17 protein-coding genes and 4 tRNA genes are annotated in these 24,042 nt (G+C 29.5%); 10 read left to right on the forward strand and 11 right to left on the reverse strand.

Annotated elements, in window-relative coordinates; genetic code table 11:
* Window positions 1–626: 626 nt before the first annotated feature.
* The 7 genes from EXT02_RS00535 (at window position 627) to EXT02_RS00565 (ending at window position 7,988) form a co-directional block, all read left to right on the forward strand.
* Window positions 627–3,116 carry an ABC transporter substrate-binding protein/permease gene (locus tag EXT02_RS00535; RefSeq protein ID WP_165383234.1) on the forward strand — a complete coding sequence of 830 codons (2,490 nt, stop codon included), beginning with the start codon at window positions 627–629 and terminating at the stop codon, window positions 3,114–3,116.
* 1,298 nt (window positions 3,117–4,414) lie between these two features.
* Window positions 4,415–6,103, forward strand: a complete 1,689-nt coding sequence (locus tag EXT02_RS00540) for a ribonuclease J (RefSeq protein ID WP_240682823.1) — start codon at window positions 4,415–4,417, stop codon at window positions 6,101–6,103.
* Between the two features lie 337 nt (window positions 6,104–6,440).
* Window positions 6,441–7,304 (forward strand): DegV family protein, encoded by an 864-nt coding sequence (locus EXT02_RS00545; protein WP_034172012.1) that lies wholly within the window; start codon window positions 6,441–6,443, stop codon window positions 7,302–7,304.
* Between the two features lie 322 nt (window positions 7,305–7,626).
* Window positions 7,627–7,702: transfer RNA gene (locus tag EXT02_RS00550), tRNA-Glu, on the forward strand.
* A 13-nt stretch (window positions 7,703–7,715) separates the two neighbouring features.
* A tRNA-Arg gene (locus tag EXT02_RS00555) sits at window positions 7,716–7,792 on the forward strand.
* Window positions 7,793–7,816: 24 nt separating this feature from the next.
* A tRNA-Pro gene (locus tag EXT02_RS00560) sits at window positions 7,817–7,893 on the forward strand.
* Between the two features lie 20 nt (window positions 7,894–7,913).
* A tRNA-Gly gene (locus tag EXT02_RS00565) sits at window positions 7,914–7,988 on the forward strand.
* A gap of 147 nt (window positions 7,989–8,135) precedes the next feature.
* Here EXT02_RS00565 and EXT02_RS00570 read toward each other — a convergent pair.
* A complete protein-coding gene (locus EXT02_RS00570; RefSeq protein ID WP_130427404.1) occupies window positions 8,136–8,942 on the reverse strand; it encodes an HAD-IIB family hydrolase in 807 nt (268 codons plus the stop codon).
* Window positions 8,943–9,134: 192 nt separating this feature from the next.
* On the opposite strand from EXT02_RS00570, the gene EXT02_RS00575 reads away from it, so the two are divergent.
* From EXT02_RS00575 to EXT02_RS00585, 3 genes are all read left to right on the forward strand, one after another.
* The gene (locus EXT02_RS00575) at window positions 9,135–10,826 is read left to right on the forward strand and encodes a ribonuclease J (protein ID WP_130427406.1); all 1,692 of its coding nucleotides are present in this window, start codon (window positions 9,135–9,137) and stop codon (window positions 10,824–10,826) included.
* 1,009 nt (window positions 10,827–11,835) lie between these two features.
* The gene (rnhC, locus tag EXT02_RS00580) at window positions 11,836–12,825 is read left to right on the forward strand and encodes a ribonuclease HIII (RefSeq protein WP_240682824.1); all 990 of its coding nucleotides are present in this window, start codon (window positions 11,836–11,838) and stop codon (window positions 12,823–12,825) included.
* 63 nt (window positions 12,826–12,888) lie between these two features.
* Window positions 12,889–13,308: an HIT family protein gene (locus EXT02_RS00585; RefSeq protein ID WP_130427410.1), complete on the forward strand. Its 420-nt coding sequence runs from the start codon at window positions 12,889–12,891 to the stop codon at window positions 13,306–13,308.
* Window positions 13,309–13,580: 272 nt separating this feature from the next.
* On the opposite strand, the gene EXT02_RS00590 is transcribed toward EXT02_RS00585, so the two are convergent.
* The 10 genes from EXT02_RS00590 to EXT02_RS00635 all read right to left on the reverse strand — a co-directional run bounded on the left by EXT02_RS00590 (window position 13,581) and on the right by EXT02_RS00635 (window position 24,005).
* Window positions 13,581–14,024: a class I SAM-dependent methyltransferase gene (locus tag EXT02_RS00590; RefSeq protein ID WP_130427412.1), complete on the reverse strand. Its 444-nt coding sequence runs from the start codon at window positions 14,022–14,024 to the stop codon at window positions 13,581–13,583.
* 1 nt (window position 14,025) lies between these two features.
* Window positions 14,026–15,423, reverse strand: coding sequence for an RNA polymerase sigma factor RpoD (gene rpoD, locus EXT02_RS00595; RefSeq protein WP_130427415.1), 1,398 nt, complete (start codon window positions 15,421–15,423; stop codon window positions 14,026–14,028).
* Between the two features lie 81 nt (window positions 15,424–15,504).
* Window positions 15,505–17,319: a DNA primase gene (dnaG, locus tag EXT02_RS00600; RefSeq protein ID WP_130427417.1), complete on the reverse strand. Its 1,815-nt coding sequence runs from the start codon at window positions 17,317–17,319 to the stop codon at window positions 15,505–15,507.
* Window positions 17,320–17,328: 9 nt separating this feature from the next.
* Window positions 17,329–18,687 carry a glycine--tRNA ligase gene (locus EXT02_RS00605; protein ID WP_130427419.1) on the reverse strand — a complete coding sequence of 453 codons (1,359 nt, stop codon included), beginning with the start codon at window positions 18,685–18,687 and terminating at the stop codon, window positions 17,329–17,331.
* A gap of 93 nt (window positions 18,688–18,780) precedes the next feature.
* On the reverse strand, window positions 18,781–19,656 hold the full coding sequence (gene era / locus EXT02_RS00610; RefSeq protein WP_240682825.1) for a GTPase Era: 876 nt from the start codon (window positions 19,654–19,656) through the stop codon (window positions 18,781–18,783).
* Window positions 19,657–19,778: 122 nt separating this feature from the next.
* Window positions 19,779–20,219: an rRNA maturation RNase YbeY gene (ybeY, locus tag EXT02_RS00615; RefSeq protein WP_083985305.1), complete on the reverse strand. Its 441-nt coding sequence runs from the start codon at window positions 20,217–20,219 to the stop codon at window positions 19,779–19,781.
* A 220-nt stretch (window positions 20,220–20,439) separates the two neighbouring features.
* Complete coding sequence (gene rpsU / locus EXT02_RS00620) at window positions 20,440–20,613, reverse strand: 30S ribosomal protein S21 (RefSeq protein ID WP_011160972.1); 174 nt, start codon at window positions 20,611–20,613, stop codon at window positions 20,440–20,442.
* Window positions 20,614–20,841: 228 nt separating this feature from the next.
* The gene (locus tag EXT02_RS00625) at window positions 20,842–21,420 is read right to left on the reverse strand and encodes a YqaJ viral recombinase family protein (RefSeq protein WP_071345685.1); all 579 of its coding nucleotides are present in this window, start codon (window positions 21,418–21,420) and stop codon (window positions 20,842–20,844) included.
* A gap of 10 nt (window positions 21,421–21,430) precedes the next feature.
* A complete protein-coding gene (locus tag EXT02_RS00630) occupies window positions 21,431–21,643 on the reverse strand; it encodes a hypothetical protein (protein WP_130427423.1) in 213 nt (70 codons plus the stop codon).
* A gap of 118 nt (window positions 21,644–21,761) precedes the next feature.
* Window positions 21,762–24,005: an ATP-dependent helicase gene (locus tag EXT02_RS00635; protein WP_130427425.1), complete on the reverse strand. Its 2,244-nt coding sequence runs from the start codon at window positions 24,003–24,005 to the stop codon at window positions 21,762–21,764.
* Window positions 24,006–24,042: the final 37 nt, after the last annotated feature.

Raw genomic sequence — 24,042 nt, forward strand, 5'->3', positions numbered from 1 at the left:
GTAATTATTTATAATTATGATACTATTTTAATAAAGCCCAAAAGCCATTTATCAATTGGCTATTTTTATAACATTTATTTATAATATCAATTTATTTTATTTAATTTTTTTATTTTAATGTTGATTTTCATTATTTGCATTTTTTTACTTATTTTGGGAAAGCTAAATATTTATTCATTTATTATTTCATTTCACAATCTTTTTTATATTTACAAATGTTTTATTTTTAATTTATTAGATTTTTAATTATTTTTTATATTTTTTCCTAACTTACTTTTTTGTTCATTTTTCCAATTTTTCATTTTGCCTATTTTAGTTTTATTTTAAAAACTATTTAACAAAACCATTTATTTGTTGTCGTTGTTATGCTATTTTTTTTATCTATAAATAAATACCAACCCAAAAACACAAGAAAAAAAGAAAACCAACATAGCAATATAGCAAAAAGAAAATTATTAATAGTTATTTAAAATGATTTTATATTTAAAAATATAAAGATATTTTCAAAACATAAAAAAACATATAAAAAAAATATAAAACCGTATAAAAGGAGATAATTAACTTGACTTATGATTAGCGATATTAGTGATATTTGTATTAATTTTTTTAATAAGGTAAAATTTTTTTTGTCGAAAGTAAAGCAATATTTAATTAAAAATAAGGTATTTTGGCATTTTAATTATTTTTTGGTAGCTGTTTGTATTTTTTTTTTATTGTGGTTGCATATTAAAGTTTTTGCTAAGAAACATTCCAATCCTAATGCTCTTAAAGGAGGTATTTTTGTAGGAATGGGTCCTGTTTGTTTGCAATCTGATGAGGATGCTTCGGTTTCAGATAGTCATCTTACTTTAGAAGATGAACGTTTAACTGGATTTGAAGTTTTGTTATTGAAAGAAATTGCCAAACAACAAGGTAAAGAATTAGAATTAACAATTAATACTTTTGCAGGATTATTAGGCGATATTGAAACAGGTAAAGCCGATATAACTGCTTCATGTCTTGCTATTACTGAGGATAGAAAAGCCAAAGTTGATTTTAGTATTGCATATAATGTTCCTATGAATGGATTTGTAGTAAGAAGGGACAATAAAGATTTTGAATCTAATCTTTTTGCACACAACGCAAGAGTCAAAGATAAAGATTTATTTGCTCACTTAGACAATTTATATGAAAATGCCAAAAAGGAAGGCAAAGAAAAATCATTTACTTTTATAGCTGTTACTGCTAGTGCTACTGATACAGATTTTTTAGATAAAGGTTATATTAAAAAATTATTAAACAATAGAGATATTATCAAAAAAGAAACTTCTTCAGATAATATTGGACCTAATTTAGAATTTATTAGAAATAATAAAGCAGATATTTTTGTAGTTGATGATGTAATAGCACATTATAATACTGAAGGAGACAAAGATTTAAAGTATTTTATTCTTGATTCAACTGATCCTCAATTGCAATCAGGTCCTAATGGTGTAGGAGTTGTTGTTAAAAAAGGTGATACCAAAAGACAAAAAGAAGTTAATGATGCTTTGAGGAAAATATTTAATTTAGAATATGTAAAAGACAAAGATGGAAAAGATACAGATGTTATTGAAGATCTTAAATATATTCTTACAAGATTGCATGAATTAAAGAAAGAGAAAAGAACAAAGGACCAAGAAACTAGATACAAAGATTTAAAAGGCAAAAATACAAGAAAACCAGAAGAAGAAAAAAAATTTATTACTTTATTTAAAGTTTTAGATAAATTTATTCTTGGAAATCTACAAAAAATTGATGAAGCCCAAGAAAGATTTGATGCATTAAAAGAGATTAAATTAGAATTTGATACTTTGGAAAAATGTTTAGACGGCAAAAGACAAGAAATAAAAGAAGAACACGACCAATTAAAAAATAAAAAGGCATATAATTCTAAAACTCAAAAAAACAATCAAAACTTAAACCAAAGAACCCAAGAAGAAGAACAAAAATTTAGAGTTTTAAAAAAATGTGCCTTTGCTTTTGAAGATGATACAGAAAAAGAAAAAACCATAGCCGCACACATTTCATTAAAAAAACAATTTGAAGAAATAAAATTAGAATTTGATACTTTGGAACAATGTTTAGATAAAGACCAAACCAAATTACAAAATGTTAAAGATAGATACACAAAATTACAAGAAAAAAACACAAGAACCCAAGAAGAAGAAAAAGAATTTAATAATTTAGAAACAACTACAAGAAGTAGCAACGAACAAGACAATACAAAAGAAACAAGCGAAATAATTCGTTTAGAAAAAAAACTTAATAGCATTAGAGACAAATTAAAAGAATTTGAAGATAGAGTTTATAATGCTACTTATAAAATGAGAAATATTAAAAATTTAGGTTTGTGGCAAAAAATGTGTTATAATTTCCCATCTTATAAAAAAGGGTTATATAATACCTTATTAATTAGTATTGATGGTTTATTAATAGGTTTTTTATTAGCTTTATTTTTAGTAGGCACAAAGACTAAAGTAACAAATACAAGAACCAATAACACTTTTGTAAAAGCATGTTATAAAATGATTTCTAAATGTGTTGATACTTATATTTGGTTATTAAAAGGAGTGCCAATTGCAGCTCAAGCAATGTTAGTATGGTTTTCTACTAGTTTGTGGTGGCCTAGTAAAGGCCTTATGCCTGATTTATTTCCTGATGGATTCCCCCAAATTAACCAAATAAATGCTGCATTATTTGTAATTACCCTTAATGCTGGTGCAAGTCTTACTATGATTTTAATGCAAAATATTAAATTTGTTGATAAAGGACAAATTGAGGCTGCTTTTTCTTTGGGAATGACTCAAAGACAAACTTTTTACAATATTATTTTTCCGCAAGCATTAAAAAAATCAGTTCCTTTTGTTATAACTCAATTTATTACCAATATTAAAGATTGTACCTTTTTTGCTTTTATTGGGCTTGTTGAAATGGGCTGGATTGCTAACCGAAATATGGGAATTACTGCTGATGTCATAACTCCTTTTGTCCTTCTTTCCATAATTTATTTGGTTTTAATTCAGTGTAATAATACTTTGGCTAAATATTTAGAAAAAAAATTAAACCCTTCTTTTAGACCTGTGACTAGTGTTTAAATTTTTAAATGATGATAAAATAATTATAAATTAAATATAATATTTAATAATATTAAAATTACAAGTTGCAAAACAAATATTCTTATCATTACAAAATTGAGATTTTTGTCAATTTTCAAAAAATAGACCCGCTTTTTAGTGGGTCTTCATTATTTGAGTCAAAATTGTAACAAATAAACAAATAGTAATTACGCACTTTATTGACGTTTTTACTACATAAATAATTTCTTTTGTCAACTTTAAGGCAAAAATGCGTTTTTAAAAATTATTTTTTTAGTATAATATAGGTATATTAGATAATATTTAGTATTTTGATTGGGTGTTTAAATTTTTAAATCAAAAATAATGATTCAAATCAAAAGCAATAATTCAGCTTATTTTAAAAACCAAATTAATACTAACAATAATATTAAAATTAACTTGTAAAAAATTTATAATCTAGATTTTAATATCAAATCTAAATCTAAAACTAAATATTTGCAAAAAATTTATTTTTTACAACCCGCCTCAAAATCAATTTCTTTGGCAAAAAAAATATAAGCCAAGTTTAAAAATTATAAATAATTCAAAAAACTGTTTACCCCAAAGTCAATTATTTTTTCAATTATTTATGATTTTGAAAATTATTAAAAATATTTATCAATAAAAAATTGCTTTTGGAGATTTTCATATCCAATAAAAAATGCAATATTTGAAAAAACCAAAGAAAACTGAAAAAATATTTTTTGTTAATAATTTAAAATTATTATCAAATTGCCCAAAACCATTAATAATCCACCTAATATTTTTTATTATATTTCTTTTCTTTTTCCTTTCTGGATAATATTTTAATTATTCAAAATTTGATTTTGACTCTTATAAAATACTTTTAACCTAATAAATAACATTTTTGCTACAATAAAATACAAGCAAGTTTCCTAAAAATTTTCGTGCATTTGTTGCAAGTCTTTTATTGCATTTAATTTATTGAATTGCAATTGCTGTTTGATTTTTATTTTGGGCATTTTGCAAGTCTTTTATTGATAAATTAAATAAATGCAGCATTATCGTATCCCAATCCCGCTTTTGCAAAAACATCTAAATTGACAAAACGAAAAAATATTTACTAAATAATTCAACAATGCCAACAATAACCAAAAACCAAACCTAAATATATTTTTCAATGCTCAATTCCGGATTTGCAATCCCAATTCAATCCCAATTTTTATTTTTTTAATTTTTAATTTTCAAAACATTTCAAGAAATTATTTTCATCTTTAATTATGAATAATTTCCAAATTACAAACTGGAGGTTCCAAGTGAATGACATTAAATTTTTTGCTTTAGGAGGACTGGGCGAAAGTGGAAAAAATTTTTACGTCTTGCAAATTAACGAATCTTATTTTTTACTTGATGCTGGACTAAAATATCCCAATACCGCTCTTTATGGCATCGATTCTATGATTGCTGATTATTACAAATTACAAGATATCAAAGACAAGATTAAAGGCGTTTTTTTATCATCAGCTTTTGAAACCAATTTGGGTGCCTTGCCTTACTTGATGAAAGATTTTGATATCCCTGTTTATGCTTCTTATTTTACGATGCAAGTTCTAAAAGCGCATTTTCAAAGTCATAAAATTAATTACCGCAATTTTAATCTACAAATCGTTAAAAGCGATGAAAGACTTATTTTTGATGATGTGGCAGTGGCTTTTTTTGCTACATCGCAATTGATTCCTGAAACATTGGGAATGGTTTTTCAAACTAAACGAGGTAGCATCGTTTACTCTGGCGACCTTAAATTATTGCATTCTAAAAATAAATTTTTTCAAACTAATTTTACAAGATTAGCTCAATTAGCACAACCCAAAGTACTTGCCTTTTTGCCTTCTTGTCGTGGGGCTTTTAGCACATCTTCGCATAATAATGATGCATCGAGTTTTGAGCACAAATTGAATAACTATTTTAGCAATCACTTGCTTAAATCCGAAGGAATTATTGTTATTCCTTCTTTGATGCCTGATTTGTTAAAAATTCAATCCATAGTGGATTTGGCATGTAGACTTAATTTTAAAATAACTTTTTTAGGTAGAAAAAGTGAAAAAATTATTGATATTGCTTTGAAAAAAGGTTTTTTAAAAGTGCCTTCCTTCAATTTAGTGGAATTAAAAACACTAGAAGACTCCAAAAAACATCCAAAATTAGTTGTCTTTGTGCTAGGTAAACATTTTGAATCTTTGTTTCATTTGCAAAAAATGTGTCAAAAAACAGACACTTTAATTCATTTAACGCCCCAAGATTTAGTGTTGTTAATGTCCAAAGAAATGGCAGGAATTGCCAAAATGCAATCTCAAACCCTAGATCTTTTGTCACGCCACAATATTCAAGCCCATGTTTTGGTAAAAGACTTAGACGCTTGTTCCAATGATTATGAAAAAACCCTCAAATTGATGCTTAATTTTTTAAAACCTCAATACATTATTCCTGTTATGGGTGAATATCGTCATCAATATCAAGTGCAAAAAATTGCCCAAAGTTTAGGATTCAAACTCAACCAAACTTTCTTGTTAGAAAATGGCAGTATTTGGCATTGTGACCCACAAAAAGATGCCTTTGCCGAATCTAATACTGGCGTTCTTACAGAAATTTTAATTGATGGTACTCCCGTTATTGGTGGGCAAGATTTTATTATGAAAGACCGTGAACTTTTAGCAGCGGATGGAGTTGTAATTGTTGTTGCCAATGTTAATGCTAAACACAAAAAAATAGTAGGTGCTCCACAATTAGTAAGTAAAGGCTTTTTGGCAGATTCTGAAACTAGTTATATTTTTCCTAAGTTAAAAGCTATTTTTGATGAAAAAAGTGAAATTTTTTTGAAAAAAAAGTATCTTAAATGGAATGATTTCAAAAAAAATATTAGAGAATCATTAGTTAAATTTTTATTCAAAGAAACTAAAAAAAGACCTATTGTTATTCCTATTTTCATTAGTGTTAAAAGTGAATAAAACGAATAATAAATACAAATAAATAAGATACAAAATAATAAGAAAGTTGTTAAAAAACAATAATTCAATATAAAAAAGTTAATTTATTGTTGTTGTGCCTTCCTTTTGTTTTTTTGTTCTTTTGTTTTTCCAATTTAACCAATCTGACAATTTATTTTTGTATTTTTCATTTTTGCACTACTTCACCCCAAATAAACCCTAATTACAACCAACTAACATCTATTTTTAATACCAATTTCTTTTGATATTTTAATTATATTCCAAATTATTTTTCATTACCAAAAACCTTTATATGGCAAATAATTGGCATCCCTAAAGCAAATTAAAGGAGAATGATGTGAAAATAAAAGTTGCAACCACTTCTACTAGTTGTCTCGATTATTACTCGCATTCTTGTGATATTGACATTTTTAGAATCAAAATTTTAATCGACGATCAAGAATATATTGATGGTAAAACCATGAAATACGATCAATTTTATCAAATGTTTAAAAACAACCCTGATTTTATGCCTAAAACTTCGCAAGTATCAGTTGGCGAAATGGTAGTTTATTTTGAAAAGTTAGCTTTACAAGGTTATCAAAAAGTTTTTGTAACTACGCTATCTTCTGCTTTAAGCGGCACTTATAATGCTATTATTCAAGCAGGAAAAATGGTATCAGATAAAATTGAGGTACACTGTTATGACACTAAAACTGTCTGTTTTTGTGAAGGTTTTTTTGCCCTAGAAGCTTATCGTTTATTTGCAGAAGGCAAATCCCTAGAACAAGTTGTTAAGCATTTAGATTTCATTAAAGAAAATAATACCATTTTTTTTATGACCAAAAAGCTTACACAATTAATTAAAAATGGACGTTTAGTAGGAGTAAAAAGTTTTTTGGGGCGCCTTTTGAGAATAAATCCCATTTTGCAAGTTCAACAAGATGGCAAAATTGCCTTAATTAAAAAGACTTTAAGTTCCCACAAAGCACTTTTAGCCATAACTTCTAAAATCAAAGAATATACCCAAAATCATGATTATCAAATCCATTTAATTTTTACAGGGCACCCTGAATTAAAAAACGAGTTTCAACAAGTTTTAGAAACCCAATTAGGCTTAAAAAATTTAGTACAAATCCCTTTAACTCCTGTTGTTGGGTGTCATGTAGGAGACAGCGCTATTGGAGTAGGGATTATTAGAAAACCTAAATTTCAAAAATAGTACCATTTTCCATTATTATAGTTTTTGCAAAATTGAAAAATAGTATAAATATTAATTCTTGCTCCTTAATTCTTGCAAAATGTATTTTTTGGATTCCTGCACGACTGTATTTCTAAACCAAAATATCGCAATAATACATATTTTGGAAATATTTGTCATAAAACAATTTTATTATTTGACTTTTTGGCTAAATGTTGGTATAATAATTATTGGTTAAAATTAAAAAAACTTTTGAATAACTTATTTTATTTTGATGCCACTTTAAGAGATTATTTTTATTTGTGCTTTATGATTTATTCCAAGGTATAAATAAAAAATATTAGGCCCGTTGGAGAAACGGTTAACTCACATGCCTTTCACGCATGCATTCACGGGTTCAAATCCCGTACGGGTCACCAATTTGATAAAAAAGCACCCATAGCTCAATTGGATAGAGCATCTGACTACGGATCAGAAGGCTAGGGGTTCAAATCCTCTTGGGTGTGCCATTAAAACATCATAAATGAAATTAACGGGAAGTAGCTTAGCTTGGTATAGCGCCTGGTTTGGGACCAGGAGGTCGCGGGTTCAAATCCTGCCTTCCCGACCATTCCTTAATTAACTATTTATGTGGGCGTCGTATAATGGCCATTACCTTAGCCTTCCAAGCTAAAGACGTGGGTTCGATTCCCATCGCCCGCTCCATTTATTATTCCCCATAATAAATATAAAATAAAACTATAAACTAAAAAGTTAAACCGCTTATTGATGAGATAAGCGGTTTAACTTTTATTATATATTAACACAACAAAAAAAGCTGCAACAAATTGTTACAACTTTTCTTTCAAACTATTAAATTATTTTTTTAGTCTTAAAAAAATCATACATGCGGTCTTCATCAATATGAGGGCTTACAAAATTAGCAATATTTTTTAAATCTTCTATTTTGGTATTTCCCATAGTAATTGCCACATCAGCTAATTTAAGCATTTCAAAGTCGTTGGGACCGTCTCCCATACAAATTAATTGATGATCGGGATAAAGATCCTTAATTTGCTTAATTCCGTATGATTTGTCTATTTTTTGATACATTATATCAACAAAACCACTATCCCAAAAGTAAGCTTTTAATTGGGGCATATTTTTTAAAAATTGTTGTATCTTTTCTTTATCGTTTTCTTTTTCATGTAATAATACCATTTGATAAACTTTTTGTTGCTCAAAAAAAGCATCATTTAGAACTAGTTTTTGTTCCCCTTTAAAACTGCTAATATTGTTGAGTGTTTGGTCGTTTTGTAAATTTATGGCAAAAATTTTGTCCAAGGTAAAAAGAGTTAAAGCAATTCCATTTGTAGCAGCTGCTTTTTTTACTTGCATAACATCTTTTTGTTCAAAACAAACCTCATTAAGGACTTTTTCTTCTTGCGTCTTTTTTGCTTGCATTGTAAGAGCGCCGTTGCACAAAACCAAATATTTAAATAAAGGTCTTAATTCTTTTAAAACTCCTAATCTAGCATAACTTCTGCCTGTAGCAATTCCTAAAACTACATTAGTATCTTGTGAAAGCTCTTTGATTAACGCTTTTGTCTGAGGCAAAATAGCTTTATTTTTATTACTTCTTAAAGTGCCGTCAATATCAAAAAAAATTAGTTTTTTCATAAACTTTATTACCTATTTTCTTTATGAATATAATTTATAATGTCTTTTTTGCTAAAAATATCAATTTTATACAATAATTAATTACAATTATTGCTTATATTATACTATAATATAGGTAGTAATAATCGTTAAAATAGGAAATCTTAACAGTTTTTTATTGATTTTAATGAGATTTAAAGGAGAATAATTTTTATGAATAATTTAGACCCAAAGATTAATAACTATAATTCCGATGTTTCTTTCTTTGCTTTGGGAGGGCTTGGCGAAGTTGGGAAAAACATGTATGTTTTTGAAATTCACAAGCAAATTTTTATTGTAGATTCAGGGATTTTGTTTTCAGATGATTTTTTGTTAGGAGTCAATTACGTCATCCCCGATTATGATTATTTATTGAAAAACGAATCGCGTATTGTAGGGCTTTTTGTTACTCACGGACATGAAGATCATATTGGAGGCATTCCTTATTTGCTTAAAAAAGTGCGTATTCCTAAAATTTTTGTCTCAGGGATTGCATATTATTTGTTAGAACATAAATTAGCAGAGCATAAAGAAATTGGCGCCCTGCCCAAAATAGAAAAATACAGCCATGATACCAAATATGAATTTAGTCATCAAGTAAATGTGTCTTTCATCAGACTTAACCACTCTATTCCTGACACTTTTGGGATCGTTTTTAACACCAAATACGGCAATATTTTTTATACTGGGGATTTTAAAATTGATTATACTCCAGTAGGTCCAGAAGCGCAATATGATAAATTAATCAAAATTAAACAAGAAGGCGTTTTGTGCCTTCTTTCTGATTCTACTAATGCCGAGCAATCTGGGTTGGTCCAATCCGAAAGTACTATTGGGGCTTCCATTAATGAACTTTTTGTAAATATTGCAGACCGCATCATTATTGTTACTTTTGCTTCTAATTTTTACCGCATCAAACAAATTGTAGAAGCTGCTATTCAGACTAAAAGAAAAGTTGCAGTGTTTGGGCGCAGCATGGAAAAAGCTTTGGAAATTGGCAAAAAACATGGCTATCTTAACATTCCTGAAGGAACCCTTGTCACAAGTAATAACATTCACAAATATCGCGATATTATCTTGCTTTGCACCGGCTCACAAGGAGAGCCCTTAGCAGCTTTAAGCAGAATTGCTAACAACACTCACAGACAAATTAAGTTAAGTCCCAAAGATACTATCATTTTTTCTTCTTCTCCCATTCCTGGCAACCAAGAAAACATTAATAAAATCTTTGATTTACTTTTCAAAAAAAATGTCAACGTCATCACTCACGGACCTTTAATTAACACTCACGTATCAGGACACGGTAACCAAAATGACCTGAAATTGATGCTTTCGCTTACCAAGCCTAAATATTTTATTCCAGTTCACGGCGAACATCGCATGTTAATTGCACACAAAAATTTAGCTCTAGAATGTGGCATTCCAGAAAGTAATATTTTTATTTTGGAAAACGGACAAATGGTAAACTTAGCTCCTGAAAAAGCTGCCATTACCGAAAAAATGAATGTAGGCAACGTCTTTATCGATGCTTCTGGAATAGACGATGTGGGCAATGCCATCCTAAAAGAACGTCGTAGTCTGAGTGAAAAAGGCTTATTTTCTGTTGTTATGAGTATTGATTTAAAAAGAAAAAAAGTCCTTAATTTGCCCACAATTGTTTCTCGTGGCTTTATTTATATGAAAGATAATCAAGAAATGATTAAACAAATTTCTTATGATATTAAAAATAGTATTGAAACTGCTATTAAAAAAGATGAAGTGCAAAAAGAGACTTTAAACAAAATTATCGTTGATTATCTTGCCTCTAAAATATACGGAATTACTTTAAGAAATCCAATTATTATTCCTATTATTTTGACATTTTAAAAGTAGTTTATAGCATTTTTTCATTATTTTCTTATTTCCATTATTTTAAAAAACCATTTTCAAAACTATTTGATTTTTTACAATGATATCTTTTTTTTGCAAATAGTGCACCAAATTTATTTTATTATTTATCAAATTATTTTTTTATTCCAAATTTATTTCGATTTTTATATTAACACCGTTTTTAATATTAAAATTTTTTATTGAACCACAATAAATAACTTTTTTAAAAAATAAAACGGTCTTTTTTTTTAAATATTGTGGGACCATTTTAATAACTTTTTACCCTTTTTATTCTTTTTTCTTTTCTTGCATTGATTTTCCTTTTGTTTTTCCTTTTAGGATATGCAGATGTTGCATTAAAAAAACATTTTGCCTTTGGATTTGCCTTAGGATTATAAATATTTTTCAAAATTAAACCATTATTTAACTAAAAATAAAAAACCTTCTACATTTTATAACTCAAATTAATTATAATTTAAAATTTTTAATAGCACTATTACATTTTAAAAATAAAATATAATATTTTTAATATATGAATATCGCATTTTTGCACGCCAAAAATTCATTCATTAATTTATTTTATCAAAGGAGAATTACATAAATAATGAAGAGCAATATTTTTGTTGCAAAAAGTCTCTTATCATTTGAAAAGTTTCTTTTATCATAAACAAACTCAAGTTTAAAAACAATATTTGCCCCTTTCCATTTATAAATTGGCTATTTATAAAAGATGTAATTAAAAAAAATAAACTAAGTTGCAAGACTTTCAAAAAGCAATTTTAATCAAAAATAATTTTGCAAAAATGATTTTCAATTCAAAGTTAGAATGTTTTTCAAATATTCTATTTTTTTTATATAAATTGCAAATATTAGCTTGTTATTTTATCTTTTTTCAGTTTATTGTGATATATAATAAAAGAAGTGATGACAAATTTTGGTCTTTTTTGCAAAACCAAAGACAACAAAAACTGCCAAAATGCAAGAAATATTAAGGAGGTATTAAGTGATGTCAAATTATAGTTTCAAATTGAACAACAATCAAGTAGCAACAATTAAAAAATTCTACTACAAACAATTAAAATTATCACCTAATAAAACGGTTGCTTTTGTTATAGATGAATCTTTGGCTAAAATAACAGTTTATAATAACGGAACTTTGTTAGTGCAAGGAAAAAATACCTTATCTATCGTTGCTTTTATTAAAAAAATATTGCAAATGAAAACAGTTAGCGATAATAGCGAAACAAAAGAAGTTAGCCATTCATCAGTCAAACAAGTCCCAACGTTAAAAACTAAAAGCAATGCAGGGACAAATGCATTTTTGCCACTTTATAACAAAAAAACTTATTATCTTCCATCCATTGGTTCTGATGAAGTAGGTACAGGAGATGTTTTTGGTCCTGTTATTGTTTGTTGTGTTTACTTGACTGCTAAAAATATTGTTTTTTTGCAAAAATTAGGAACTATTGCCGAATCCAAAAAAATCCCAGATGAAAAAATAATGCAGCTAGCTCCTTTAATTATGAAAGAAGTTATTTATTCTGTTAAAATAATGATGCCTTTAGAATACAATCAAACAATCAAACAATGTAATCTCAACAAAATTAAGGCTTTAATGCATAACGAAGCAATTAAGCAAACCGTTTTAAAAGTTTCTCCAAATGTTCCTGTCATTTTGGATCAGTTTTGTTTTCCTAAAAATTATTTTAATTATTTGCAAGACCAAAAAGCCCAAAATGAGATTTATACAAAGATTATTTTTGAAACTAAGGCTGATAGTTCTTATTTTAGTGTTGCTGTGGCTTCTGTTATTGCTAGATATCTTTTTTTAATACAAATAGCAAAACTTTCTAAGCAAATTAATTCCAAATTGCAATTAGGAGCAGGCAAATTGGTAGATTTGCAAATTGATTTGATAGTAAAACAACACGGATTAGAGATTTTGCCTCAAATTGCTAAGTGTAATTTTAAAAATATTGTGCGCAAAATGGAATAAATTTATAATATTGGTGCTTAATTGCAAGTTTATTTATCCAAAAACACATTTAAAGGAGTTTTTATGTCAACTATTTTTACTAAAATTATCAAAAAACAAGTTCCTGGTTATCTACTTTATGAGGATAATTTAGTAGTTGCTTTTTTAGATATTACCCAAGCGACCAAAGGACACACTTTGGTGGTTCCTAAACAAGAATATCGTGATATTTTGATGATGCCCGAAGATGTTTTTGTCCATTTGTTTAAAGTAGTACATCAAATAAGCAAAGTATTAATGGATGTTTTTCAAGCTCAGGGAATCAATTTATTAAATAATAATGGCAAAGTAGCAGGGCAGACTGTTTTTCATTATCATGTGCATTTGATTCCTCGTTTTGATGAAAAAGAAATTAATTTGGTTTTTAAAAATAATGCTTCTTTGATGTTTCCTCAAGATTATGAAAAAGTTCAAAAAGCTATTTTAGCGCATTTGAATAAATAAAAAATATATTGTTAAGGAAACATAAAATAAATATATTGCTGTCTTGCTTTTTTTGATGATAAAACCTTTACAAAATATTTATATGGGTTTTTATCGGTCTTTTCTAACTGTTTCATTTATTTAGACAACTTAATATTTTAATATAACATTTAAGACCAGCTTAATCGTTGGTCTTTTTTGTTTATAAAATGGCACAATTATTAATTTATAATAAAAAAACCAAACTATTAAAATAGTTTGGTTTAATCATAGATATGTAATTGGAAGCAAAATTAGCTTTTGCGAGTTACTTTTAAGAAATGATAAAAAAATTTGTCAAATAAATGATATTCTTCTAAAATTTGAAAATCGTTTTTTAATAGCCATTCTTGAAGATAATCTTGATTGCTTTGTGATCCTAATATAAAATGTTTGCTTTTATCAGGACTTTTTTCAAGTATTTTAGTAATAGCATAAGTTCCCATACCACAAATTAGGGCAAGATCAAAATCTTGGCAAATGTTTTGGAATCCGTCACTTAAACAAAAAGTAACTGGATAGTAAGCAAGGTTTTTTTGGGCTTGAAATAAAGGTTTTAATCTTATATCTGCTGCAATTGCTTGTTTGATATAGCCTTGTTGAAAAGCCTTTTTGAGTACTAAACCATGATCTGTTCCGATGTCTACAACGGTGTCATAATTTTTAGTAAGAGATGCAATAAAAAGGATTCGTTTCATTTTATTTGTGGTTGTGGTACAAACTTTTTAATTTGCTTTGTTTAGCTGGAGTTCTGAGTCGTCTTAGAGCTTTGGATTCAATTTGGCGGATTCTTTCTCTAGTAACTCCAAATAAAGTGCCTACTTCTTCTAAAGTGTGGGTTTTGCCATCTAAAAGACCATAGCGCATTTTTAATACTTTTTCCTCGCGGTCAGTTAAGGTATTTTCTAGGACTTCATCTAAAAGCTTTTGAGTTACTTCTTTCATCATGTATTCGTGGGGGGATAAAATGTTGGGATCTGAGATAAAATCCCCCAAAGAAGTTTCGTCTTCTTCGTTTTCTCTTGCGGGAGCTTCCAAAGAGATGGGTTTTTTTTCAATATATTGGATGCTGCGAATTTTTTCAGCAGAAATATTCATTTTGTCGGCTAACTCTTCAACTGTAGGTTTTTTCTTAAGTTTTTGAGTTAATTTGCGAGTGCAAAGTGCCATTTTATTAATAGTTTCTACGATGTGGACAGGAATTCGGATAGTTCTTGCTTGATCGGCAATCGCTCTTGTAATGGCTTGTCTAATCCACCAAGTGGCATAGGTAGAAAATTTAAATCCTTTTTGATAATCGAATTTATCTACTGCACGCATTAAGCCCATGTTGCCTTCTTGGATTAAATCAAGAAACAAAATGCCTCTTCCAATATATCGTTTGGCAATGGAAACTACTAATCTATAATTGGATTCTACCAAAATATCTTTGGCGCGCCTTGCTTGTTCGATTTGGTCATGTGCTTCTTGGAGTTGTTCTTCGGATAATTCAATTTCTTTGGTTTTGTGCTTGGCAAGCTTTTGTTTGGCTTGTTTCCCTAAAAAAACTAAAATGGATTTTTTTTGTTCTTCTGCTAGCGAAAGCAAAGGGATTTGACCAATTTCTTTTAAATACATGCGAACTGAGTCATCCATTTTAATATCAGAATGGATTTTAGAAATTTCTTCTTTAGAAATTTTTTCATCTTCGTCTTCTTCTAATTCTATGAGTTTTTCATCTGATATTAAGTCCTCTTCAGAAATGTCAAAATCTTGGATGTCTTCTTCTGAGTCTTGTGTGTTGTCTTCATCTTTGTTGTCATCTGTGTTTTCTAAGTTTGCATTTATTAATTCGGAATCAAGGTCAGTAAAATCATCATTGGTGGTGTTTGTTTGGGGGTGCGTATCATTTTGATTGGGGTTTTCATTTAGAGATGGAGCTGCTTGTGTTTCGCAAGAAATAATTTGAATCCCTTGTTCTTTTAGGTTTTGTGCTATTTGTTGATATGGTATTTTTATGTTTTGATTTTGCAAAAAAGACATAATTAATTGAGATGTTAGTTTTTGTTCGCTTCCAGCTTGCTCATTTAAAGTTTTGATTATGTTATCGAATTCCATTTATTAACTCCCTTTTTTCTTTTTTTAATTAAAATTTGGCTATGAACTTGTTTTGATTTTGGTTTTTTGGATGATTTGTTTTTAACAAAATATATCATTTACTAATTCGCCTAATTGTTGTTGTAATTGTCTTCTTTCTTTTTTGAGTTTGTCTTTCTTTTTTTGTAATTTGTTTTTTTCAGTGTTATCTATTGGAAGTAATTTATCATTTAACTCATTTATTTTTTGTTGTTTGTGTTCTATTTTGTCGCGGATTTCTAATTCTTTTATATAATTGTTAAATATTTTGCCTTCTTTATCTTGTAAAAGAGGGCGCTTTTCCATTTTAAAAAAATGATGTTTTTCGATAGATGTCAATAAATCATCAATATTTTCTTTAAATGTGGTGTTTTTGATTTCTTCCCAAGGGATACAAGTTTGTTTAGGATTTTTCTTGTAATAATTTTTAATATAGTTTAGCAGACAACTGCATTGCAAGTCATCAAAACCGGGGGTTTTTTTGATGGTGGCAAATGTTTTGGGGTTTTGGGTTTTGAAAAAAGCAGCATTTAAAAGCAATTCTATGATGATTTCTATTTTAATGTCAAATTTGGTTACATTTAATTGTTGTTTGGTGTGAGCAATGTAAGGAGGTTTTGGGGCTTTGTTAATGGAGACTTGAGAATTAAGGTTAACTGTTAGTTGATATGTTTTTTGTAAGTATTCTTGATAAAGCATTTTGATTTCAAAACTTGAGGATTGGAATAGTTCTTGTAATTCTTTTTTGGTTTTGGCTTGGTTGTAAGAATCCATTTGTTGGCAAATCAAATCCACTTTCAAAGCTAAAAAATCCTTTAAATTATCAGTTATAAGGTGTTGGTATTTTTCGGGTCCTTCAGTTTTGATGTATTCATCGGGGTCTAGATTATTGGGAAAATCTACTATTTGGACTTTGAAGTGGTTTTTTTGGAGAAAGGTTCCAATTTCTAAAGTAGCGGTTTTTCCTGCTTTGTCGCCGTCATAGGCAATAATTATTTTGTCGGTGAGTTTTTTTAATAGTTTGGCATGATCCAAAGTAAGGTTGGTTCCCATGGTAGCAACTACGTTTTTGAATTGGGCTTTGAAAGATGCCATAACATCAAAAAAACCTTCATGCAAAATGACTGTTTGTTTTTTTCTGATTTCAGCTTGGGCTTCGTAGTATTGATACAAAGTTTCGCCTTTTTTGAAAATTATTGTTTCGGGACTGTTGAGATATTTAGGCATTTGATCATCTAGACTGCGGCTGGAAAAAGCAACAATTTGGCCTGATTTGTTAGTAATGGGAAAAATGAGTCGGTTTTTGAAAAAATCATAAAAGTTGCCGGTTTTTTCGTCTTGATTGATGAGACTTAATTTTTTGAGGTCATCAGGGTCAAATTTGGTACCTTCCATTAAATAACGTGATAAATGGGAAGCTTTGGGAGCATAACCTAATTTAAAATGTTTTATTATGTCATTGTCAAAGCCTCTTTTTTCTAAATAATTGAGGACTTGCTTGTTGTGTTTTAATTGATGGGAATAAAAATCTGCTGCTTCTTGCATGATGTTGTAGAATTTTTGGTATTGATGGGTGCTTTGTTGGGGCAGGGAAGTAACAATGCCCAAGCGGGTTGCCAGTTCAAAAATGGCTTGATTTAAAGGGATGTTTTTGATGCTTTTGTAAAAAAAAACAGGATTACCGCCTTTTTTACAAGACATACAAACTCCTATATTTCTTTCAGGAGACACAGAAAAAGAAGGCGTTTTTTCATCGTGAAAAGGGCACAACCCCATGTAATTTTTGCCTGATTTTTTTAATTGTACAAATTCTTGAACTAAATCAAGGATAGGCATTTTTTCATTGATTTGATCAATTAATTGTTTGTTATCTTGCATTTTGATCCGTTATTTTAAAATAATTTTTTCTTGGATGTATTGTTTGGCTTCTGCTAGTAAAAAGGTTTGTTGTTGGGCGGTGTCACGGTTTCTTAAAGTCACTGTGTTGTGGGTAAGGGTTTGGTCGTCTACAGTGAGACAAAAAGGAGTACCAATCATATCTTGTCTGCGGTATCTTTTTCCAATACTTTGGGTCTCATCGTAACAAACATCAAAATGTTTGGCTAAATACTGGTGGATTTCTTGGGCTTTGGCGCTGTGTGTGTTTTTGATTAATGGTAAAACAGCTACTTTGTAAGGTGCTAAAAAAGGGTGAAAAGTAAGGATTTTCCTTGTTTCGTTGGAGGTGCTTTCTTCGTGGTAATTGTTAATTAGAAAAGCAAAAAATAGTCTTTCTATTCCTAAAGAAGGTTCGATAACGTAGGGTAAAATTTTTTGTTTGGTAGTTTCGTCAAAATAAGTAAGATCTTTTTTGGAGTGTTGTTGGTGGGTTTTCAAGTCGAAGTTTGTTCTGGAAGCAATCCCCCAAAGTTCATCAAAACCCCAAGGAAATTTGAATAAAATATCGCAAGTTTGTTGTGAATAATGGCTGAGGTTTTCTTTTTTGTGATCTTTAAATGTTAAATTTTGTGGGTTCATACCCAAAGCAATTAAAAAATCATACATTAAGTTTTTCCAGTGGTTAAACCAATGGGCTTCGGTGCCTGGTTGGCAAAAAAATTCTAGTTCCATTTGTTCAAATTCACAAGTACGGAAAATAAAGTTGCCAGGTGTCACTTCATTGCGGAATACTTTTCCAATTTGGCAGACTCCAAAGGGAAGTTTTTTTCTGGTAGTTTTTAAAATGTTTTTAAATTGGATAAAAATTCCTTGTGCTGTTTCAGGTCTTAAATATAGAGGTTTGGAGTTTTCCAAAATGACTCCTTGATGGGTTTTAAAAAGCATGTTAAAAGGTCTGATGGGTGTCCAGTTGGAAGTTCCTAAGACTTGGTTTTTGACTAAATAGTCATGCATTTGTTCGTAGGACCAACCGCTAATATCTAACTTTGGATTGTGGCTTTCGATGAGTTTATCAGCACGAAATCTCTTGTTGGTGTCTTGGTTTTCGGTAAGGGGATCCGAAAAAGAATCCAGATGACCTGAGGCTTTCCATACGGTAGAATTAAGTAAAATGGATCCATCTAACAAAACATTATTAGGTTGTTCTTGGACAAATTTTTGAAACCAAGCTTTTTTAATGTTGTTTTTTAATAAACTGCCTAAAGGACCATAATCCCAACTATTGGCAAGTCCTCCATAAATTTCACTGCCTGCAAATACAAATCCTGTTTGTTTGGCTAATGAAATAACTTTGTCTAAATGTTGCATCCCAAAGCTCCTTTTTGTTGTTGGTGTTGATGTTTTGATTTTTGCGTTGTTTTTTTTGATTTTGTTTTTTTGAGTTTTTTCAATTATAATTATTTAATATCCAAAGCGACTTAATAAATCTTTTTGGTTGCGCCAATTAGGATACACCTTGACCCATAAATTAATGTGAGTTTTGATTTGCAAATGGCAATTGAGGTCTTGGCGAACATGTGTTCCTATTTGTTTGAGTTTGGAACCTGCCTTGCCAATTAAGATTTGTTTTTGAGAGCTTCTTTCTACCAAAATCAAGCCCCAAATTTCTAATAAATGGTCTTTTTGTTCCATTTTTTCAATTATTACAGCTGAGGCGTGAGGGATTTCTTCGTGGACATAATAAAGGACTTTTTCGCGGATTATTTCTGCTATCCAAAGTTCTTTTTTTTGATCAGTAATCATGTCTTGCGGATAGTAAGCGACCCCTGGTTTGATATTTTGATAGATATTTTCTTTTAAAAAAGTGGTGTTTTTGGCTTTGATAGCAGAAAGTGGGATTACTGTTTGAAAAGAAAAATGGTTTAAATAGCTTAAAATAATAGCATCAATTTGGCTTTTGCTCTTTAAACGGTCAATTTTGTTGATGACTAAAAAAACTGGTTTTTTGGTTTGGAAAATCATTTTTAACAAAGTTTCTTCTTTGGGATGATAAAAGGAATCTGTTAAAAAGAGAATTAAATCAACGTCTTTGATGCTTTGAAAAGCGATGTTGTTCATTTTTTGGTTCAATAAATATTTATATTGGTTAATTCCTGGGGTGTCTACAAAAATATATTGGGCGTTAGGTTCGTGGCAAATGCCAATAATTTTGTGGCGTGTTGTTTGGGGTTTTGCGCTTGTGATGGCAACTTTTTGTTGGGTTAATGCGTTTAGAAGAGTTGATTTGCCGACGTTTGGGCGTCCCAAAATAGCAATAAAACCAGATTTAAAATCCATGTAAGTCCTCAATTTCTTAGTTATTTTTTTGTTTTTCTTTTTCCTTGTTGGTGTTTGTGCGGGTGTTTTTATTTTGGTTTGTTTCTTTTTGTTTGGTTTTTATGGGATTTGGGGCTGCTGCTTTATGTGGTTTTGTCTAAATTTAGACCTACGTTTTGTAAAATTTTTTCTTGTAAAGCAAGCATTATTTGAAACTCTTCTTCAGTGCGGTGTTGATAACCCTTAAGATGCAAAAAACCATGCACTGCTAAAAAAGCAATTTCGCGTTCTAAACTGTGCTTGGCTTTTTGTGCTTGGACTTGGGCTTTGGAAAAAGAAATAAAAACATCGCCTAAAGAATTGTCTTCTAAGCCTGCAAAAAAAGTTAAATCATTAGGAAAAGACAAAACATCTGTGGGATAATTTTTTTGGCGATAAAAGGAATTAAGTTCTTGAATTTTTTCGTTGGTAACAAAAATGAGATGCATTAATTTTTTTTCTTTGATGGGTAAAAACATTTTAATTAATAAAGATTTAAAAGGTGTGATGCAAAAAGAAGTTTGATTGTGGATTTTAATGATCATTTAGCATTTCCTATTTGGGGTTTGGGTGGTGGTTGTAGTTTTGGTTGCAATTGAGTTGTTTTTTTGGTAATTTTTAATAATGAGATTATTTTTTGATGATTTGAGCGAACATTTGAACGAATAAAACAAAAAGACATTTGCAAAAAAACTTAAGCAAATATAAGAAAATATAAAATAAAAAAAGCAACTTATTTCAAGTAGCTTTTAATTGATTAAAACATTAACGCTTTTTACTACGCATATTTTTTTGGCGATTTTTCTTTTGTACGCTTGGTTTAATATAATGTTCTTTGCGACGCGCTTCTGCTAAGACACCAGATTTAGAAACTTCTCTTTTAAAACGACGTAGCGTTTCTTCGATAGTTTCTCCTTTACGAAAAACAGTTTTTGGCATTAATATCTCCTTTCCGTAATCTCAAATTAAAAATTAGCAATACTACTTATATTGTATCTCTTTTTTTGTTGTTTGTCAATAAGAAAAAGCAAAAAAATAATTAAATATTTTTGTAAGTGGTTTTGTCTTTTGTTTATGGTCGTTTTTTATGGTGAAATTTGTCATAAATACGGTTAAATGAAATGCAATAGTAATAATGTATTTTTATATTTATATAAATGAGTAATTTTAAATTTGAAGTTGTTTTTGTAATTGTTTAGTTTTTAAGTATAATTGAAAAAAATGACTGCACTGTTCAAGCATGTTTGTGATAAAATTCGGGTCTTCTTTGACTTCGATATTTTTGTTGGTTTGGTCGTTTTGATAGACTAAAAAGTAAGCTTTAATTGATTGAGAACAATAAATTTGGGCTTGGAGTTGGGCATAATAGATATTAGGGATTTTTCCTTCATTTAAAAAGGATTGCCAAGTATAAGAGGCAAAAGAAATGGGGCATTTGATTTCTAAGAGGCTTTGGGATTGGGCGTCCCATCCATCCAAAGAAGCAGACATGAAATCTTTGACAAAGACTTTTGGTTCGAATTGCATTTTTTGTGTTTGGTTGAAAAAATTTCTTGCTTGGGGTTCCAAAATTCGTCCGCGTTTCATTGCTTCGTTGTCTTCGATTGGAGTGCCAAAAACTTTTCTTTTTAATAATTGCTCTTTGGTTTCAAATGGATTTAAGCCCATGATAGCTGCTACTTCGGAAGCATTAATGTATTTTTTGCGATGATTATGCCAAGCTAAGGTATTTTGTTCTAATTGCATATGGCATCAACTATTGTTGGCACCAAAAGGAAAGTCCAAAAAAAGCCATGGTTAAAACAGTAAGAAAGCAGTTTAAGAAGAATTGTTCGCCTTTGATTTTGCGTCCTTGTTTTTGTTCGGAAAAAGAATTTCCCAAAGAAAAACTGTCGTTGTTATCTACTAAAAATAAAGTACTTAAAACGATAAAAGTACAAATAGTTACAAAAAAAACGGTATAATTCATAAAAATCTCCTTTGATTTTAGTAATTTGATTTTGTTGTTTTGTTGTTTTTAAATTTCTAATCGATTTAATAAAATAATGATTGATGATTCATTTTTTTGATAAATGTTTAAAATTTACTTACTCTTTTATTTTAGCAAGAAAAGCAGTTGTATTTTCAAATATTTTTATATTTTTGGAATTTATAAAGCGTACTTGGATTAAATCTTGCATGATGGCTTCCACTACGCCCAAGCCGAGAGTTTTGTGTTTGACTTTGTCTCCTTTTTGAAAAAAGCCATTTTCATTAGTGCAAGATACTTGGTTTGATTGGTTTGGTTGAAATAAATGTGGGGAAAAATAATTTGGTCTTGGGGTTTCTTTTGGGAAAAAGCCCATTTCTTGTAAAAAGCGTGAAGGTTGACTGTCTATTTGTTTGCCATATGAAACTCTTTGATAAGCCCCAGTTAAAAATAACTTTTCTTCGGCTCTTGTAATTGCTACATAAGCTAGACGTCTTGATTCTTCTAAATCGCTTTTTTCTTTTTGGTTGCAATCAAAAAAAATATCTTCAAAAGCAGCTATAAAAACCACTCTAAATTCTAAACCTTTGACTTTGTGAATAGTAGAAAGTTTAACGCGATCGTTTTTGCTTGGGGTTTTGGGGTCTTGTTCGGTTTGTTCGTTAATTTCGCTATACAAAGATATTTGATCTAAAAGTTGGGTTAGTTTTTCAAAAATGTTTCCTTCCAAATTTTTTTCTGCTTGCATAAAAACTGATTTTAATTCTTCGATGTAATGTAAAGCAGGCTCAGAATCTTTTATTGATTGCATTTTGTAAGTTTCATCTTTTTTGTGACAATACTTAATTTTTTCATCAATATGAGTAATTATATCACTAAGACAGTCAAAAGAATCATTAATTAGTTCTTGGCGTAAAGCTGTAATTAATTTTTGGAATTCGTTTAGTTTAGTTTTGGTATTTGGTTGAATTGGAGTTTGGTCTAGGTAGTTAAGGGCGTCAAAAAGAGCTAAGTTTTTTTCTTGGGCAAGTTGTTCTAGATGTGCAAGTGAAGTTGTTCCAATTCCTCTTTTAGGGGTGTTAATGATGCGTTTGAAATCAAAATCTTGTGAGGGATTTGCAATAACATTGAGATAAGCTAAAAAATCTTTGACTACTTTGCTTTTGTAAAATGAAATACCTCCAAAAACTTGATAAGGAATGCTGTTTGCTAAGAATTTTTCTTCCAAAGGGCGTCCCAAAATGTTAGTACGATATAAAATAGTAAAATCTTGATAGCTGCAAATACCTTGTAAAACAAGGTTTTGGATGGTTTTTGTGATGTAGTCTGTCTCTTCTTTATAATCTGAAAAAAACTTGTAAATAACAGGTTCGCCTCCGCTTTTAGTGCTTTTGAGATTTTTTTTAAAAGGATGGTCTTCGTTGTGTTTAATCAAAAGGTTGGCTTTGTCTAGGATGTTTTTAGAAGAACGGTAATTTTGTTCCAAAAAAGCTACTTGAGGACTAAATTTATTTAAGAACAATTGGCTGTTTTCAAATCTGGCTCCTCGAAAAGAATAAATGTTTTGGTCAGGGTCTCCTACTACAAAAATATTTTGGTGGTTTTGGGCTAAAAGAGTCAAAATTTGGTATTGTAAAAAATCAGTATCTTGGAATTCATCAACTAATAAATATTGGAATTTTTGTTGATAAAAATCCCTTACATCGGCATTTTCTTGGAGCAGTTGGTGCGTATATAAAATAAGGTCATCAAAATCAACTAAATTATTGTTTTGCAAAAAAATTTGATATTTAGCTTTGATTGGCATTTCGAATTCGTATCTGTTTTCACGTTGCAAATTGTGTTCTTTTTGGGTTGCGTGTTGCAAAGTGTCTTTGTTTTGTGGTTCGTGTTTTCTTTTGATAGCAGAAATGTTTTTTCTTAATTCGCTAATTTTTATTCTTTTGGGGTCGATATTCATTTCTTTTAAAATTTCTTTGATGATTTTTTTGCAGTCGTTGTCATCTAAAATTTTAAAATTGGTGCGATATGAAAATGGTAAAAAGGGGATAAATTTTCTCAAAATTTGGTTTCCCAAAGAGTGAAAAGTGCAAATAGTAATGCCTTTGGTTTTTTCTTGACCAATCATTTTGGCAAGTTTTTCTTGCATTTGTTTGGCAGCTTTGTTGGTGAAAGTAAGGGCTAAAATTTGGTTGCTTGGTAAGTTTTTTTGTTCGATTAAATAAGCAATTTTAGCAGTTAAAGTGGTGGTTTTACCAGTGCCTGCTCCTGCTGCTAGATAAAAAGATTTAGCATTACTTGTGACTGCTGCAAGTTGGGGTTTATTTAATTTTTCTAAAAAATTGGTTTTATTGGAAAACATTTTTATACCTTTTATTTCGTTGTTTATCCTTTTTGTT

Source organism: 'Catharanthus roseus' aster yellows phytoplasma, from assembly GCF_004214875.1.
Lineage (GTDB): Bacteria > Bacillota_I > Bacilli_A > Acholeplasmatales > Acholeplasmataceae > Phytoplasma > Phytoplasma asteris.

What these genes read in the sequence shown, in the direction of transcription:
- EXT02_RS00590 (WP_130427412.1), bottom strand. Translation starts at nt 14,024, where the DNA reads ATGAAACGAATCCTTTTTATTGCATCTCTTACTAAAAATTATGACACC.
- dnaG (WP_130427417.1), bottom strand. Translation starts at nt 17,319, where the DNA reads ATGCAAGATAACAAACAATTAATTGATCAAATCAATGAAAAAATGCCT.
- ybeY (WP_083985305.1), bottom strand. Translation starts at nt 20,219, where the DNA reads ATGATCATTAAAATCCACAATCAAACTTCTTTTTGCATCACACCTTTT.
- EXT02_RS00575 (WP_130427406.1), top strand. Translation starts at nt 9,135, where the DNA reads ATGAATAATTTAGACCCAAAGATTAATAACTATAATTCCGATGTTTCT.
- rpsU (WP_011160972.1), bottom strand. Translation starts at nt 20,613, where the DNA reads ATGCCAAAAACTGTTTTTCGTAAAGGAGAAACTATCGAAGAAACGCTA.
- EXT02_RS00635 (WP_130427425.1), bottom strand. Translation starts at nt 24,005, where the DNA reads ATGTTTTCCAATAAAACCAATTTTTTAGAAAAATTAAATAAACCCCAA.
- era (WP_240682825.1), bottom strand. Translation starts at nt 19,656, where the DNA reads ATGGATTTTAAATCTGGTTTTATTGCTATTTTGGGACGCCCAAACGTC.
- EXT02_RS00630 (WP_130427423.1), bottom strand. Translation starts at nt 21,643, where the DNA reads ATGAATTATACCGTTTTTTTTGTAACTATTTGTACTTTTATCGTTTTA.
- EXT02_RS00585 (WP_130427410.1), top strand. Translation starts at nt 12,889, where the DNA reads ATGTCAACTATTTTTACTAAAATTATCAAAAAACAAGTTCCTGGTTAT.
- rpoD (WP_130427415.1), bottom strand. Translation starts at nt 15,423, where the DNA reads ATGGAATTCGATAACATAATCAAAACTTTAAATGAGCAAGCTGGAAGC.
- rnhC (WP_240682824.1), top strand. Translation starts at nt 11,836, where the DNA reads ATGTCAAATTATAGTTTCAAATTGAACAACAATCAAGTAGCAACAATT.
- EXT02_RS00570 (WP_130427404.1), bottom strand. Translation starts at nt 8,942, where the DNA reads ATGAAAAAACTAATTTTTTTTGATATTGACGGCACTTTAAGAAGTAAT.
- EXT02_RS00625 (WP_071345685.1), bottom strand. Translation starts at nt 21,420, where the DNA reads ATGCAATTAGAACAAAATACCTTAGCTTGGCATAATCATCGCAAAAAA.
- EXT02_RS00605 (WP_130427419.1), bottom strand. Translation starts at nt 18,687, where the DNA reads ATGCAACATTTAGACAAAGTTATTTCATTAGCCAAACAAACAGGATTT.